General features: G+C 43.7%; 15 protein-coding genes and 1 tRNA gene. 3 read left to right on the top strand and 13 right to left on the bottom strand.

Going from position 1 to position 15012, the window contains the following annotated elements; all coding sequences use genetic code 11:
* Positions 1 to 23: 23 nt before the first annotated feature.
* Genes recN through ACTCNA_RS01775 form a run of 6 tightly spaced genes read right to left on the bottom strand, consistent with a single transcriptional unit; the run spans position 24 to position 5015 of the window.
* Positions 24 to 1679 carry a DNA repair protein RecN gene (gene recN, locus ACTCNA_RS01800; RefSeq protein ID WP_462946179.1) on the bottom strand — a complete coding sequence of 552 codons (1656 nt, stop codon included), beginning with the start codon at positions 1677 to 1679 and terminating at the stop codon, positions 24 to 26.
* A gap of 11 nt (positions 1680 to 1690) precedes the next feature.
* Positions 1691 to 2596 carry a type IX secretion system protein PorD gene (porD, locus tag ACTCNA_RS01795; RefSeq protein ID WP_462946178.1) on the bottom strand — a complete coding sequence of 302 codons (906 nt, stop codon included), beginning with the start codon at positions 2594 to 2596 and terminating at the stop codon, positions 1691 to 1693.
* A 56-nt stretch (positions 2597 to 2652) separates the two neighbouring features.
* Positions 2653 to 3234 (bottom strand): phosphopantothenoylcysteine decarboxylase domain-containing protein, encoded by a 582-nt coding sequence (locus ACTCNA_RS01790; protein ID WP_462946216.1) that lies wholly within the window; start codon positions 3232 to 3234, stop codon positions 2653 to 2655.
* A 59-nt stretch (positions 3235 to 3293) separates the two neighbouring features.
* Entirely contained in the window at positions 3294 to 3854 is a 561-nt protein-coding gene (locus ACTCNA_RS01785) for a flavoprotein (RefSeq protein WP_462946177.1), read from the bottom strand.
* Positions 3855 to 3866: 12 nt separating this feature from the next.
* Positions 3867 to 4202 carry a DNA-directed RNA polymerase subunit omega gene (locus tag ACTCNA_RS01780; RefSeq protein ID WP_462946176.1) on the bottom strand — a complete coding sequence of 112 codons (336 nt, stop codon included), beginning with the start codon at positions 4200 to 4202 and terminating at the stop codon, positions 3867 to 3869.
* A 3-nt stretch (positions 4203 to 4205) separates the two neighbouring features.
* Positions 4206 to 5015 (bottom strand): outer membrane protein assembly factor BamD, encoded by an 810-nt coding sequence (locus ACTCNA_RS01775; protein ID WP_462946175.1) that lies wholly within the window; start codon positions 5013 to 5015, stop codon positions 4206 to 4208.
* A gap of 259 nt (positions 5016 to 5274) precedes the next feature.
* Between ACTCNA_RS01775 and ACTCNA_RS01770 the strand changes: the two genes are divergently transcribed.
* Entirely contained in the window at positions 5275 to 6528 is a 1254-nt protein-coding gene (locus ACTCNA_RS01770; RefSeq protein ID WP_462946174.1) for an aminotransferase class I/II-fold pyridoxal phosphate-dependent enzyme, read from the top strand.
* A 77-nt stretch (positions 6529 to 6605) separates the two neighbouring features.
* Here ACTCNA_RS01770 and trxB read toward each other — a convergent pair whose 3' ends face one another.
* A complete protein-coding gene (gene trxB / locus ACTCNA_RS01765; protein ID WP_462946173.1) occupies positions 6606 to 7607 on the bottom strand; it encodes a thioredoxin-disulfide reductase in 1002 nt (333 codons plus the stop codon).
* A gap of 372 nt (positions 7608 to 7979) precedes the next feature.
* On the opposite strand from trxB, the gene ACTCNA_RS01760 reads away from it, so the two are divergent.
* Both ACTCNA_RS01760 and ACTCNA_RS01755 read left to right on the top strand, forming a co-directional pair.
* A complete protein-coding gene (locus tag ACTCNA_RS01760; RefSeq protein WP_462946172.1) occupies positions 7980 to 8261 on the top strand; it encodes a GIY-YIG nuclease family protein in 282 nt (93 codons plus the stop codon).
* A gap of 2 nt (positions 8262 to 8263) precedes the next feature.
* Positions 8264 to 8338, top strand: a tRNA-Pro gene (locus ACTCNA_RS01755).
* Positions 8339 to 8994: 656 nt separating this feature from the next.
* Here ACTCNA_RS01755 and ACTCNA_RS01750 read toward each other — a convergent pair.
* The 6 genes from ACTCNA_RS01750 to ACTCNA_RS01725 all read right to left on the bottom strand — a co-directional run bounded on the left by ACTCNA_RS01750 (position 8995) and on the right by ACTCNA_RS01725 (position 14980).
* On the bottom strand, positions 8995 to 10437 hold the full coding sequence (locus ACTCNA_RS01750) for a capsule assembly Wzi family protein (protein WP_462946171.1): 1443 nt from the start codon (positions 10435 to 10437) through the stop codon (positions 8995 to 8997).
* A 151-nt stretch (positions 10438 to 10588) separates the two neighbouring features.
* Positions 10589 to 10807: a hypothetical protein gene (locus ACTCNA_RS01745; protein ID WP_462946170.1), complete on the bottom strand. Its 219-nt coding sequence runs from the start codon at positions 10805 to 10807 to the stop codon at positions 10589 to 10591.
* Positions 10808 to 11006: 199 nt separating this feature from the next.
* Positions 11007 to 11159, bottom strand: a complete 153-nt coding sequence (locus ACTCNA_RS01740; RefSeq protein ID WP_462946169.1) for a hypothetical protein — start codon at positions 11157 to 11159, stop codon at positions 11007 to 11009.
* A gap of 195 nt (positions 11160 to 11354) precedes the next feature.
* Positions 11355 to 12776 carry a TolC family protein gene (locus ACTCNA_RS01735; protein WP_462946168.1) on the bottom strand — a complete coding sequence of 474 codons (1422 nt, stop codon included), beginning with the start codon at positions 12774 to 12776 and terminating at the stop codon, positions 11355 to 11357.
* Between the two features lie 96 nt (positions 12777 to 12872).
* A complete protein-coding gene (locus ACTCNA_RS01730; RefSeq protein WP_462946167.1) occupies positions 12873 to 14096 on the bottom strand; it encodes an efflux RND transporter periplasmic adaptor subunit in 1224 nt (407 codons plus the stop codon).
* A 179-nt stretch (positions 14097 to 14275) separates the two neighbouring features.
* Positions 14276 to 14980 (bottom strand): hypothetical protein, encoded by a 705-nt coding sequence (locus ACTCNA_RS01725; protein WP_462946166.1) that lies wholly within the window; start codon positions 14978 to 14980, stop codon positions 14276 to 14278.
* Between the last annotated feature and the right edge of the window lie 32 nt (positions 14981 to 15012).

Here is a 15012-nt window from a genome sequence, read left to right as displayed (position 1 = left end):
GGTTTAGATTGATTTCAGTTTTGTTAATTTTCAAGCAGCTCCCTGGCAGTTGTCAGAGTTGATTCTGTAACTGATTCGCCGCCCACCATTTTGGCCAGTTCTTCTACCCTGTCCTTTTCTTCGAGTAGTTTAACAGAAGTAAAGGTTTTCCCGCTTTCCTCGTACTTGTACACCACAAAATGGGCATCGCCTTTGGCGGCAATTTGCGGCAGGTGAGTTATATTTATAATTTGCGTTGAAGCAGAAAATGCTTTCAGAATAGTTCCCATTTTCAGGGCGATTTCACCGGAAACGCCGGAATCGATTTCATCGAAAATAACGGTGGGCAGCGCTTTTGAAGTACGCAACAGGTTTTTAATGGCCAGCATCAATCTGGACATTTCGCCGCCCGATGCAATTCGGGAAATTTCTGCCGGTGTAACATCTGTGTTGGCGCTAAAGTGGAAAGCCACCGAATCGATACCCGAAGGTGAAAATTCCGGCAGGGTTTCGTGCTGAACGGTAAATTTCGATTTGGGCATGCCCAGTTGTTTCAAATCTGCCAAAACCGAGGATTCAATTTTACGGAAAGAACCTTTTCTGGTAGCACTGAGTTCAGCAGCTTTTTTCTGCAACAGTGCACGCGTTTCTGCCCGTTCATTTTCCAGTTTTTTTATTTCATCTTCATAACCGGTGGCCTGCTCAATTTTTTCTTCAAAAGAATTTTTTAACTCCAGGAGTTCTTCCACCGTTGCCACGTGATGTTTTTGTTCCAGGCTGTAAATCAGGTTTAACCTGTCGTTCACCTGCTCAATGCGCACCGGGTCGTGTTCAATTTTTCCGGAAAGCATTTCGGCTTCATCCAGAATATCTTTGAGTTCTATCTGACAACTTTCCAGCCGCCTGGCTAGCTCTTCCGATTCATTCATAAAATCCTGGATAGCGGTAATGCGTTTGTAACCATCTTTCAGGTTTTGAATGACCGAAAACTGCTCTCCGTCGAGCAATTGCTGGATTTCAAGAAAAGCAGATTTTATTTCTTCGGCATGGGTAAGTTTTTCCAATTCAGCTTCCAGCTCTTCTTGTTCGTTTTGCTGCAATCCGGCCTCTTTGAGCTGATCAAACTGAAACTGAAAATAATCGAGATCGGCGGCTGCTTTTTCCGATTTTTCAGCCACTTCTTTCAGCTCTTTTTGAAGGTCAATATATTCGGTATAAAGTTTTTTGTATTCACCCAAAATTATTCCTGAACCGGCAACTGTATCTACCAGGTTGAGTTGGAATTTTTGATTTCCCAGTTCCAGGTTTTGGTGTTGCGAATGAATGTCGATAAGCTGCAATCCCAGCTCGCGCATTATTTTCAGGGTAACCGGCGTATCGTTGATGAACGCCCGCGATTTCCCTGAAGGTGTAATTTCGCGCCGCAGGATGGTTGCAGTGTCGTAATCCAGGTCATACTTTTCAAAAAAGGATTCCAGTTTATACTGTCCGATACGGAACGTGCCTTCCACAATGCATTTTTCATCGCTGTTTTTCAGCACCGACAAATCGGCGCGGTTGCCTAAAATCAGCCCGAGCGCTCCCAAAATAATTGATTTCCCGGCACCTGTTTCGCCGGTAACAGAATTTAACCCGGTATGAAATTCAACTTCCAGGCGGGTAATTAGCGCATAATTGTTTACATTCAGTTTGGTCAGCATAACAGACTGGATTAAAATCCTTCGCTTTCGGCAATTTTTTCGTACTTGCTGCCGTTGGACGGATCAACTTCTTCCAGGATTGCCATCACGCGGTTACGCTCATCGGGGAATGATTTCGAAAACACATTGACCAGCTCGTCGGCTTTGGCATCGAAAAACATTTGCAGGATGTAAAGCGAAGGACGACGGCGGAATACCGTTTGAATATCGCGCAACGACTGAGCAATATTGGCCCTTCCCTCTTCAGGTTTTTCGGCCATAATGTCGAGCCCCTGACGGTGGTAAGTGTACATGCACGAACGGAATGCCGAGTAGGATTTATTCAGCACATTTTCTATGAGCCAGTAGCGGTTTCTTTCACTTTCAAAAGCTTTCCAACCCTGCTCACGCGCGTTCTGCGAGTTATTCACAATGGCCTGGGCTTTCTCAAAATAGGGCGTTCCACCTTCGGGCGAAAACGTGTCGTAATCGAATCCGAGAATTACATAGGCGTAAAAAGCCAGAATATTGGTCAGGTTATCGCGATTGGATGTTTCGTTGAATTCTAACGGCTGAAACTCCTGGTATGTACAGCGAAAATCGTTGTCTTTAATATTCAGCACGGTGGTTTCGTAGCTTGAATTGAATACCGGGCGGGTTAACTGAACCTGTATCGAGCCTTTGAACTCATCGGCCGATATCTGTTCGTCGAGGCGGATAAGGATATTGCACCTGATTTTTTCATCGTAGGTAAAAGTATGATTCGTCCATTTCCGGTTGTTCATGAACTCGTAAATATCAGATTGCATGGTACGGAAAAGCTGACGATTGGCTCCCTGAATGCGTTGTGCCGAAACGGTAACGTTGCAGCGAAGTTCCTGTGCATACAACGCTATTGATGAAAACAGGACAACCAATAATAAGATTGTTTTCTTCATAAAAACCTCCTTCAAAACGATAAAAATATAAAAATTTGACGGGAAAAACATACCCGTTAGCGAAGAAGTGAGACCATCATTTCCACAATGTCGGCTGCCACTTCTTTCTTACTCTTTAACTCAAAATGCTGTTGATTATTGTTTTTACCGATGATGGTAATTTTGTTGGTATCGCCCCCGAAACCGGCCCCTTTATCGTTCAATGAATTCAGCACAATGAGATCTAAATTTTTACGCTCCAGTTTCTTTTTTGCATTTTCGAGTTCGTCGTTGGTTTCGAGCGCAAATCCTGCCAGCAGCTGGTTGCTTTTTTTCATTTTTCCCAAAGCCGCTGCGATATCGCGGGTAGGTGTCAATTCAAGGTTCCGGTTTTCATGGCCGCGTTTTGTTTTTACAGTTTCCGGGTTTGCGGGTGTAAAATCGGCCACTGCAGCTGTCATAACAGCCCCGTTGCTTTGCGGAAAATAATGCACACAGGCATCGTACATTTCCTTTGCCGAATTTACCGGAATAACCCGCACTCCTTTTTTGCTTGTAGAAACAGTAACCGGACCCGAAACCAAAATAACCTCAGCGCCTTGTTCAGCAAGCTCTTCGGCAATGGCATATCCCATTTTGCCCGACGAATAATTTCCGATAAACCTTACGGGATCAATATTTTCGAATGTGGGGCCCGCCGAAACAAGAAATGTTTTATTCAGCAGTTTTTTTTTTGGTTGAAATGATCAACCAGCGTTTCCAGGATATTTTCGGGTTCTTCCATGCGGCCTTTTCCTTCGAGGCCACTGGCCAGTTCGCCCTCTCCCGGTTCAATAATGCTGCATCCAAAATCGTTCAGTACAGAAATATTTTTCTGTGTTGACGGATGTTTGAACATGTCGAGATCCATGGCGGGCGCTACAAAAACCGGGCATTTTGCCGAAAGATAAGTAGTCACCAGCATGTTATCTGCAATACCGGATGCCATTTTACCCATGGTTGCGGCGGTGGCCGGTGCAATCAGCAGGACATCGGCCCAAAGTCCCAAATCAACGTGGGAATGCCAGGTGCCATCATCAGTGCCAAAAAATTCGCTGATAACGGGCTTGCCCGAGAGTGCCGATAAAGTTACGGGAGTAATAAATTCTTTGCCGGCGGGTGTAATAACCACCTGAACTTCTGCACCCTCTTTTACCAAAAGCCTCAAAAGGAAAGCTGCTTTGTAGGCAGCTATACTTCCGGTTATTCCCAGTATTATTTTTTTACCTTCGAGCCGCATGGACGCTGTTTGTTAAATTTTTTGCTTGCTTTCGCGCGAAGGGTTACGATGGTAAATCTGTCCTTCTTTCAACTCTTCAAAAGCGATTAATGTAGGCTTTGAAAGACGTTCATAAAATTTTGAAATTTCAATTTGCTCCCGGTTTTCAAAAATTTCTTCCAGGTTATCGGTGTACGATGCAAACTCCTGCAATTTCTGATTTAACTCTTCTTTGAGTTCAGAAGAAATCTGGTTGGCCCGTTTGGCCAGAATCATAACCGTTTCGTAAATGTTCCCGGTTTCTTTTGTTAAAAGGTCCAAATCGCGGGGAACTGTCGTTTGGGCTGCTTTTGTTTTTTTATAATCCATTTCCTAATTAATATTCGTTTGTCCTTCGTTATAATTCAATAAATCTGCTACTTCTTCGTAAAATCCATCGGCTTCTTTCCGGTGTTCGCTTTCAGGAAATTCATCCACAAAAGCGAAATATTCATCGAGTGCATCCGAAAGTCGTTCTTCTTTTTTCTCCTCCACACTGTTCATGGCCAACAGGTATTTCGATTTAAGAAGCATGAATTTCAATTCTTCGCGGTACTGGCTGTAAGGATATTCCTCCAGGCTGTTCCCTATCGCAATAACAGCGGCTTTGTAGTTTTCAAAATCGTAATACAATTTGGCGTTCAGGTATGATTTGTAAACCAGTTTGTTCTGCAATTCGTCGATAAGCCTGTTGGCCTCGTCAACCTTTTCGTTGTACGGGTAAAGGTTTATGTATAGCTGAAGTGCATCGATTGCTTCGCGTGTCACTTCCTGGTCGAGCCGTGGCTTGGGCGATAAAAGATAGGAGGTATATCCTACCATATACTGGGCTTCCTCGGCAAAATCACTTCCGGGAAATTCTTTCAGCAGTGTTTGAAAATAATGTTTGGCCATCAAATAATCCTTCTGGCCCATCATGCTTTTGGCATAGTAGTAGTATATCTGATCAGCCCGGCTGGTCCCGCGGTAGATATTCACAAGTTCCTGAAAAAGTGTACCTGCCCTGGCGTATTCTCCATCTTCGTAATATTCAACAGCCTTCTTGTACTTGAATTCATAGTCAGTACTCTTAAGGATTTTGTTGTAGTCGCTGCACGACGACACAATAACCAAAGCGATAACTGCCAAACTAATATTTCTCACTTTTTTAAACATGGCGCAAAAATAACCTTTTTTTAGATACATAAAACTTCAAAACAATGAAAATTAAAGATTTCCGTCTTTCCGGTTTCTCCGTTAACCGATTCATTAAAAGTATAATACAAATAAACCGTTTTAAAAACTGCGGTGAAAGTAAGTATCCATAACCGATTTAAGGCCACCGCTTAGTAGAATTTAACACATTTGCCGAAGTTTTAAAAAAGTTTACATTTGCACTTTAAAATCTTAAAATTTTTAAACCGTGGATATATTTCAAAAGTTCAGAGAAAACCAGGGGGATTTAGGTAAGCACATGACAAAAACGCATGGCTATTTTACGTTCCCGAAACTTGAAGGCGAAATTAGTGCCCACATGAAATTTAGAGGGAAAGAAGTACTCACCTGGAGTTTAAACAATTATTTGGGCCTGGCCAATCACCCCGATGTTAGAAAGGCAGATGCCGAGGCTGCTGAAAAATACGGGATGGCTTATCCCATGGGAGCCCGTATGATGTCAGGACAAACAACGAAACACGAGCAGCTGGAAAGAGAACTGGCATCTTTTGTAGGAAAAGAAGATGCCTTTCTGCTGAATTACGGTTACCAGGGAATGGTTTCTATTATTGATGCCGTTTGCGGACGAAATGATGTAATTGTTTATGATTCAGAATCGCACGCTTGTATCCTCGACGGAGTAAGGCTTCACATGGGCAAACGTTTTGTTTACCCGCATAACAATATTGATAACCTGCGCAAACAGCTTGAAAGAGCGACAAAACTGGCCACAAAACAAGGCGGGGGGATACTTGTCGTTACCGAAGGTGTATTTGGAATGGCCGGTGACCTGGGGAAACTTGACGAAATTACGGCACTCAAAGAGGAATTCAACTTCAGGCTTTTGGTTGACGATGCCCACGGTTTTGGTGTAATGGGTAAAACCGGTGCCGGCGCGCCTGAATATTTTGGTGTTTCCGATAAAGTGGATCTCCATTTTGGAACATTTGCCAAGTCGATGGCCGGAATTGGCGCTTTTGTTGCCTGCGATACTGATGTGTGTTACTACCTGCGCTACAACATGCGTTCACAAACATTTGCCAAATCGTTGCCCATGGCAATGGTAATGGGCGCATTGAAAAGACTCGACATGCTGCGCTCTATGCCCGAACTAAGGGAAAAATTATGGACTGTTGCCAATGCGCTTCAAAAAGGATTAAAAGAAGCCGGATTCGATTTGGGAAAAACCAACTCTCCGGTAACTCCCGTTTACATGAAAGGTGGAGTGGAAGAAGCTACAAACCTGGTGTATGATCTGCGTGAAAATTATGGCGTTTTCTGCTCGCTGGTTGCTTATCCGGTTATTCCAAAAGGCGAACTGATGTTGCGCTTGATCCCTACATCCATGCATTCGCTTGAAGATGTTAATTTTACCGTAAAAGCTTTTAAAGAAGTACGGAAAAAACTGGAAGATGGTAAATATTCAAAAGACGAATTTGCCAAAGTTGAGGTTGACATGTAAAAAAACAGTATTCAAAATAAGAATCAACAAAAAAGGGAGCTGCCAGCTCCCTTTTTTGTTGATTCAATATTATAAAATTATGCATTTTTTTCTGACAAATACCTCTCGGAATCCATTGCTGCCATGCAACCGGAGCCGGCTGCAGTAACCGCCTGTCGGTAAATTGAATCCTGGACATCGCCGCAGGCAAATACTCCCGGTATATTGGTTTTTGAGGTACCAGGAATGGTTTTAATGTACCCTACCTCATCGGTATCGAGATAATCTTTGAAAATATCTGAATTCGGGTTATGGCCAATGGCAAGGAAAAATCCATCGATTTTAATTTTCACTTCTTCCTCGTTTACTTCGCCTTTGTTTTTCACAAGCGTAGCACCTTCAACTACACCATTATCGCCAAACAGACCTTTTGTCTGGTGTTTCCACAAAATTTCAATATTGGGTGTTTTTTTGACCCGCTCGGCCATCACCCTGGAAGCACGCAACACATCGCGCCGGACAATCATATAAACTTTATTACATAATCCTGCCAGATAAAGTGCTTCTTCGGCTGCAGTATCGCCCCCGCCAACAACGGCAACATCTTTGCCGCGGTAGAAGAAACCATCGCAGGTAGCACAGGCTGACACTCCGCCTCCGGCATATTTTTTCTCATCTTCCAAACCAAGATATTTGGCCGTTGCACCGGTGGCAATAATTAATGATTCAGCTTCAATCAACTTTTTGTCATCAATCCAAACCTTATGCACACCGCCTGAAAGTTCAGCTTTGGTCGCCAGTCCCCACCGTACATCTGCACCAAACCGTTCAGCCTGTTTTTTAAAGTCTTCCATCATAACCGGACCGGTAATCCCTTCAGGATACCCCGGGTAGTTTTCCACTTCAGTAGTGGTAGTAAGCTGTCCGCCGGGTTGAAGTCCTTCGTACATAACCGGGCTCAGGTTGGCACGGGCAGCATAAATTGCCGCTGTATAACCGGCTGGCCCCGAACCAATAATTAAACATTTAACACGCTCTGCTTCGGTTGAGACGGGTGTTTTATTTTCCTCGTTTTCGTTAACATCAAGTGGTTTAAACATAGCTGTAATTTTTTATGGTGCAAAAATAGAAAACATTAGCAACAGACAGCAACAATTTCAATCAATAAAAATGAACTTATGATAGAACGAAACTATAAACCTTTAAAAAAATTTATCCTCCAAACTGTAAAAAAGTTTTGCAGAACAAAAATCAAAGGTTATTTTTGCAAGCACAAAATTTTTCGGTTCCGGTTAAATTAACCGTGAATCCACGAAAACCTAAGTTTTCGGGAGGTGTGGCACCCGCATGAACGATTCATCGGGCAGGCAGTCTGGCCCCGAAAAATAAAAATCTTTGATTTTGTGATTTTTCGTGAGCCCTCGGTTTTCTAAAAATCAAAGATTTAAGAAAACCGGGATTAGCGCACTCGTATGGGGGGCGAGGGGTCGGAAGTTAAAGTATTAATTTTGAAGTTCTTTGTTTACATATTAGAATCAGAATTAGACAGCAGTTTTTATATTGGGCAGACTTCTAATTTAGAAAACAGGTTAAAGAGACATAATGACGGTAGAAATCGTTCAACAAAAACTAAAAGACCGTGGAAAATTGTTTATTTTGAAAAAGTGAATTCTCGCTCAGAAGCAATTAAACTGGAACAGAAAATTAAAAGTCAGAAGAAACGGGAGTTGGTAAGAAAAATTGAAGAAAAATAAATCGGGGTGTGGCGCAGTCTGGTTAGCGCACTCGTCTGGGGGGCGAGGGGTCGGAAGTTCAAATCTTCTCACCCCGACAACTATAAATCAAAGAGTTGCAAAAATAATTTGCAGCTCTTTTTTTATGCTCCTGGCGGATTCCTGCCGTTTAATAAAAAAAGAATTGACGAATTGAGGTAATAGTCACCTGCAAATCAGACAGAAAACCATACAGGTGGTCGTCTGACTGGGCAGAAACAGAAAACCACCCCGTAAAAAGTAAGCTGAGGGCAAGGAAAAATTTCAAAAAAATTTCTGGCACATGGTTTCACCAACTTCGGTCGCACAAAATAAATTATACTTTTTTGAATGCCAACAATAATTCAACCGGAGTTTGCAAAAATTAAATTCACATCAATTCCGGAATTCCGCTTTCATTGGAGAGAGAAAGAGGAATATTCTGTTTATTGGGAAAATTATAAGTTATTTTATGAGAGAAAAAGCGGAATTTTTGGTTTAATGGACAGTCGCTTCGATTAACGTTGGCGTGTAAATTTTTGATATAATTGTTTGTTTTTTATATGGTATCTCAATCCTTGTTGGATTGCACACCGATTGCAAATTCTATCTAACTGAACACAGTTAGCTTTCAAATTATCTCTGTTTTACCTGGAGCCTGAAATCGGCGCGAGCGGTGCTAAACCCCGGGGGTTCGTTTGATTAGCCAATACCCGGGCATAAATGACAGGGTTAGTCAAAACCTTTTTGCAATGCTGAGTTCAATTCCCCCGTTTTTACCGGTAACGTTCCCTGCATCGGCGGCTAAGGCAATTCCCAGTTCAACCGGAAACCGGGGACTGGCATAGTGCATTTCCAGCAGTCCGGAAAGCTGGTTACGGGTTGTGTCGAAAGGTTTCCCGTGCAGGCCCAAATGGCGAATATAGGTGAGGAGCCCCTTCCATTTCAGATGTTCTGAAAAAAGATAGCCTCTGGCCCCCACGTGGTGGGCGAAGAAACGGTTGGAGCCAAGGGCATACCGTTCATCTTCGGGAAGTCCGTCCTCGCCGAGGGTCACCGGGAAAAACAACGGGGAACCCATTACCTGCCGGTGGTAGGTCATACCGCTCTTATAAATACCGTGATTGAAATAGTTGTCCGGTTCCTGCCGTGCCCATTTGCCGGTCGTTTCGTTCCATTCATACAACGAGTCGCGGATACTTTGCTGGCGGGTATTGGTGAATTCATACACCACATCGGTTATCCACTGTTTCCCTTTCGGTTTATTGCTGTTGAAACGCGCATGAATTCCCAGCAGGTTATCGGGCCAGTTGCGCCAGTACATGCCCGATAAATCCTCGAACGGATGGCTCAGGTAAAAGGTGAATTCCGTTTTAGCAAAATGTTTTTGCACTTCCAACTGGTAGGTTCCCAGCTGGTTGCCGGCCTTGTTGAGGCGGTCAGTCAACGGAAACTCTTCGTTCCCCGACGACCCGGTTATATACCGCAGGTATGCTTTCAAATCGCGGGGCAGTTCACCGATTTCCTCGTTACGGGAGGTGCCGCTCCACATTACATGGTGCTCCAGTCCGGCCGTAACCTCCCACGACGGCGCAGGCTGCACCCTAAAATAGAGCGACTTATGATGTATCCGGGCGTTGCCCACGTAACGGTCGTCGTTCAGGAGGCCTTCGTCGTATTCGGCCTTAAAATGGAGGTGGTTATTGGTGAACGGCACCGGTTTCCAGGCTGCGGTTGACAGGCGGACTTTGGGGTACGGACGCGCGTTGCGGCTGCGGGCCAGGTTGCCGTTGGTGGTGGACAGCCCGGCATAACGAAGCGGATCGCGAAAAGCACCGACTGTTAACGCCCAGTTGTTCAGCGAAATGCCGGCAAACAACTGGTTGAGATGGTGGTGAAAGCCGGATTCACCCAATGCCACCACGTAGTTGCCTCCCCAGTTATAAGAAAAAGAAGAGGAGGAGTTGGAGTCGCCATTCTGCCCGATGCTCAGTTCCGAGATATTCCAAAATGAACCGGTGGGAGCAATTTTCCCGTTCCGGTTGGCGGAAAGCCAAAGCGGCATGGCATCACCGGTTGCTGTCAGCGTGCTGTTTTCCACAGTCCCATTCACAGGTGACTGGGCGTTTGCCGCAAAAAAGCTGATGGGCAACGCAATGAAAAGGAAATATTTAATCATTCTAATTTGACACATTTCTTTATGGTTAAAAATTCTATCTGTTTTACCCCGGCCCCAAGGAGTGAAATCCAAAAAAAATCGTTGGAGGTGCGGTAAATCCCGACAGTGTCGCGGGGAGCGATGCCATCGGTTTGGAATCTGCGCTGCAGATTTAGTTACCCCCTCCGACCATTAAAATGGTCTCGTCCCCCTTGCGCGATCCCTTTGCCTTCCAGCCCACAATCCTTACGTCGGCATTTCCCCCTAAAACCTCTCTGTCCATTCCGCCCACATTCCCTATGCCCCGATGAATATCGGGATTCCCACCTTCAACTTTCAGTTTTCCGCCGGCTGGCGGATCCTGAAGGTTGGGTGTCACTGAACAGGACATCTCTCCGATACCCCTTTCGGCATCACCCTTACACTTTCCTTACTCTGCTGCCGTATTCCCCCAACCCCTCTGGTCCACCCACCCACTTGCCTTACACAAACCATCTCTCCTATGGGAGAGAGAAAGTGGAATATTCTGTTTATTGGGGAAATTATAAGTTATTTTTTATTTTATGGGAAAAAAAGCGGATTTTTTGGGTTTATGCCCCCTTTTCCGGCCAACGCACGGGCCTTACCCTGGCATCTCCCCCTTCAGGAGGAGAGAAATTGGTATTCACCTCGTGAATGGCGTTTATGAATGGCGCAATTTTCATAAAATTTGGGCGAGCGCCCACTACAGAAATGATTTTCATAAATTATGTGAATTTTTAGTTTTTTTTCAAAATATAAAATTATTAGCAAGAAAAACCCTCGTATGTTCATTCATGTTGAGGTCTGGTTTGTCGATGTAGTTGAATACCTGGTAGCCGGGGTGGATGTTTTGCAGGTGGTATTTATACATTAAACGGGATAAATTAGTACATTCTCATTTGTAAAAAATTGAAACTTCAGAAAAACAGCCCTCCCACATTTTGGTCTTCAAGCATTTCGTTTCCGTAGGTAATATTGTGTCCTTTTTCAAAATCGAAAAGGGTAAGCACCCTGAGCCGGTAATAGGCCACCCAGTAACTTTGGATGGAACGAATATAATCGCGTTTTGCCTGCTCGCGTTCCTGCAGGGCAATATTCAAATCGGTAATACTGAGTTCTCCGTTCTGGAATTTGCGGAGTGCAATCTGGTACCCGTTCTCTGCCACTTTATCAGCTTCAGTGGCTGTTCTTAACTGGTCTTGCAAAAGGCCGAACTGCTCAACCTGCACAATCACCGAGCGGTCAAATTCTTCAATGTCTTTATTCACGTTGTAAATGGTGAGTTCTCTTTCCGACTCGGCCAGTTTTACAGTTGAAGCCGAGCGTCCCCAGTCGAGAATGGGGATGCTTAACGAAATTCGCAACATCCGGTCGCGTTCGGGTTGGTCGTAAATGCCTGCAAAAGTTTCGGCACTGTTCGATAACCCGAAACTTCCGCGCAGGGTGGTGCTCAGGCCTGTGCTGTTTTTTGCCTCGGCCAGTTCGCGGTCTGCATTAATTAAGCGGCGCTGGTAGAGTGTTGTTTCCTGGCGGTTTTCTCTTGCTTTTTGAACCGCCCTGTCCACGTCAATGTCAAAAAAGCGGATGTTCAGTGGAATTTCCAGATCGATTTCCATTGATTGTTCAAGGCCAACATATCTTTTCAGCTCAAAATCAGTATTTTTCAGATCCATGCTGGCCTGGTTCAGTGCCTTCTGGGCATTTAACACCGAGAGTTCGATTCGCGAAAAATCATTGTCTGAAATTTGCCCCAGCTCCTTTTTCGTTTGTGAAATCCGGAGGTTATCCTGGCTGTTTTTCAAATTGTTTTCGGCCAGCTTATAATTGGTTTGAACCATCAGGTAATTAAAAAAGCGGTAGGTGGTATTCAGGGCAATTTCCTCAATTTGCTGAACGTAACGTTTCTGGGCTTCATCGTAAATCATGGGTTCGGTTTTCCGGTACCATTTCATCCAGTTGTAGGCAAACAGGGGCTGGCTAAAACCGATTACAAAAGGAGTGCCTGAAAATCCGATTTCATTTTTATTTAAGTTTTGGATACCATGAGCCGAAGTACTTGCCCAAATGGTTGTTCCCAACTGCGGAATGGACTGGCTTAGCGAGAGGTTGGCCGAAGCCGCAAGATTGGAAACCTGTTTGAACTCGATACTCCCGTCGGGTTGGGTAATGGGCTGGGTAGTGTGCGTGTAATTGGGCAAATCACCCGACAGTGTTAACTGTGGCCTGAAACGTGTTTTAAAATTCCGGTAGCGCCAAAAGTAGTTAACATTTTGGTTTTGAACGTATTTAGAGGTGGGGGAGTGGGTAAGCGCCAAATCAATTACGTCTTCTAATGTCAAACTATCTCTGGTGTTGTCAACTTGAGCGAAAACCGGGTTTGTGAAAAATATTAAACCCGTTATTATCAGTAAATAAAACGTTCTCATTTCTCGGGTTTACTTTTGAATTTCTATTTCATTCATGTGCCTGAACGCATTCAGGCCTTCGGTTACAACAATATCTCCTTCGTTCAATCCCGACAGAATTTCACAGTATTCGTTGCCAATGATGCCCAAAGTAAATTCTTTCTGAATGGCCTTTCCTCCTTCAATTACAAATTTCTTCTGTTTTTTGCTGTTCTCAAAATCCGGGATTTTTTTAATTCTTAGGGTGTTGTTCTTCAGGCTGTTAATTATTTGGATTTGTACCTGCTGGTTGGCAATAAGTTTTGGATGGCTGCTTTGTTGGAGATGTACATTGAACTGAACTTTATTGTTTTCCACGCGCGGAGTAATATTCCCAACAGTTCCTTTTAGTTGTTCACCGTCAACCATAACAATTACCTGGTTCCCGGTTTTTAGCTGCTTGGCATGTTGTTCTTCAACCGAGCCGCTTACTTTAAATGAAGAAAGATCAGATAAACGCACCAGCAGGTTGTCGGTTCCTACTTTTTCTCCTTCTTGTCCGTTTATGGTAAGAATTATGCCGTCAGAAGGTGCCCTGATGCTCATTTTTTCCAGCAGGTTCTCTTTCTCTTCCAGGGTTTTTTCCTGCATTCCTATTTGTAACAGAAGGCCCTGTTCTTCAGCTTCCAGCTGCTGTAACCGGATGGAATTCTTTTCCACCAAAGTTTTCAGATCTTTTTCAGCCAGTGTAATTTCCTGTTTGGTCTGGTTGAGCCGGGCAGGCGAAATACCGCCCACTTCAAGCAGTTGTTTCTGATCGGCCAGTTGCGATTCCAAATTGGCAATTCTTAACTTTTTAACTTCTTCGTTATATTCTAAATCGAGCCGCGTGCTTTGCGCGTTTAACCTGGTTCGTTTCAGGCTGTTTCTTCTTACTTCCAGCTGGTCTTTAATGTTTTCGATTTGATCTCTTACCGCATCGGTGTTGAGTTGCAGAATAAGATCTCCTTTTTTTACACGGCTTCCGGGCTCTGCCTGAATGGACTGAATTATGCCGGGGCCGGGGCTTAAGACCAAAACTTCATTCTCCGATTCAACAATCCCGGTAGCGTCGGTTGCTGAAATAACCTGACCGCGATCAACAATTTCGGTGGTGAAGCTGCCTGGTTTTACGGTGTTGGGTACAAACAGTCGTGAGTAGTAAGCTATTGCTGCTAATGCAATAAGGGCTAATGCAACAAGCAGGAAAACTTTGATTTTTTTTTGGCTTCCCATTTTAATTTAGTTGGTTTTGGTAAAACATAAAGGTAACAAAAACTGATGGATTATTTATATTACAGACTTGCAATTCGCGAGAGGCAAAAATAGAAAAATCTTCTATATTTCAATACCAACATCAGATGAAATGTTTGGTTGTGCAGGCAATAAAATGTTCAGGGTAAGCAGGAAAGTAATTATCTGATTTTTTCCAGGTATAGTTTTCTTATTTTCAGTAAATAATCAGCATCTATTTTGTTGGAAAGAATGCGTACCAATTCATAGAGTTTACCGTCTTTGTAAAACGAACACGAGGCTGCATCAAATTCGTGGCCGCTCCAGTTGTATTTTACATCCATTGTAACTTTTATAAAAGCATCGTGCGGAAGGTATTTTGGTATTTCAATATACCCAAAATTGTCATCTTTTGATTCGATGTAAACACCTTCGCCCAATTTTTCGAGCATCAAAAACTTTACAATTTTCACTTCAGCTTCCAGTTTCCCTTGCAGTTTTTTATTCATTAAAAAATGAATCCCCTGCTTTTGGTAGGCTTCCTGTATTTTTTCCACCAGGTCGAGCTCGGGAAGGTGGCGGACACGAATAACATTCAGAAACTGCGAACCAATGCGCATGTATCCTTTTCCTGAATCAAACTCCCATTTATACTCTTTTTCGATATTTTGCGTGGCGCGCAGCACTTCTTCCAGCGGGTATTGCCTGTCGAGCACAAGGTAAATGTAAACCGGTTCAGGATTGGTAGGTGTTTCGTGATAATAACCGGGGAACTGGTTTTGAGCTTCAAAAACAAGGCTGCCGGGCAGTACTTTATCTTCAACAGCAACAATGGTAACGTGTTTGGTGAGGTTAGTAAACACTTCTGATTTTTTGTTCTGTTCCATAATATGGTATCTTTGATTTAATTTTTAATAGA

It is taken from the genome of Tangfeifania sp. (assembly GCF_055108615.1).
The sequence above is the reverse complement of the archived record's forward strand: the minus strand, read 5'-3'. Positions and strand labels throughout refer to the sequence as shown.

Coding starts and splice junctions, on each gene's coding strand:
- ACTCNA_RS01725 (WP_462946166.1), bottom strand. CDS start 14,980: ATGGAACAGAACAAAAAATCAGAAGTGTTTACTAACCTCACCAAACAC.
- trxB (WP_462946173.1), bottom strand. CDS start 7,607: ATGTTTAAACCACTTGATGTTAACGAAAACGAGGAAAATAAAACACCC.
- porD (WP_462946178.1), bottom strand. CDS start 2,596: ATGAAGAAAACAATCTTATTATTGGTTGTCCTGTTTTCATCAATAGCG.
- ACTCNA_RS01740 (WP_462946169.1), bottom strand. CDS start 11,159: ATGAAAATCATTTCTGTAGTGGGCGCTCGCCCAAATTTTATGAAAATT.
- ACTCNA_RS01730 (WP_462946167.1), bottom strand. CDS start 14,096: ATGGGAAGCCAAAAAAAAATCAAAGTTTTCCTGCTTGTTGCATTAGCC.
- ACTCNA_RS01780 (WP_462946176.1), bottom strand. CDS start 4,202: ATGGATTATAAAAAAACAAAAGCAGCCCAAACGACAGTTCCCCGCGAT.
- ACTCNA_RS01760 (WP_462946172.1), top strand. CDS start 7,980: ATGGGGGGCGAGGGGTCGGAAGTTAAAGTATTAATTTTGAAGTTCTTT.
- ACTCNA_RS01750 (WP_462946171.1), bottom strand. CDS start 10,437: ATGATTAAATATTTCCTTTTCATTGCGTTGCCCATCAGCTTTTTTGCG.
- recN (WP_462946179.1), bottom strand. CDS start 1,679: ATGCTGACCAAACTGAATGTAAACAATTATGCGCTAATTACCCGCCTG.
- ACTCNA_RS01745 (WP_462946170.1), bottom strand. CDS start 10,807: ATGTCCTGTTCAGTGACACCCAACCTTCAGGATCCGCCAGCCGGCGGA.
- ACTCNA_RS01785 (WP_462946177.1), bottom strand. CDS start 3,854: ATGCGGCTCGAAGGTAAAAAAATAATACTGGGAATAACCGGAAGTATA.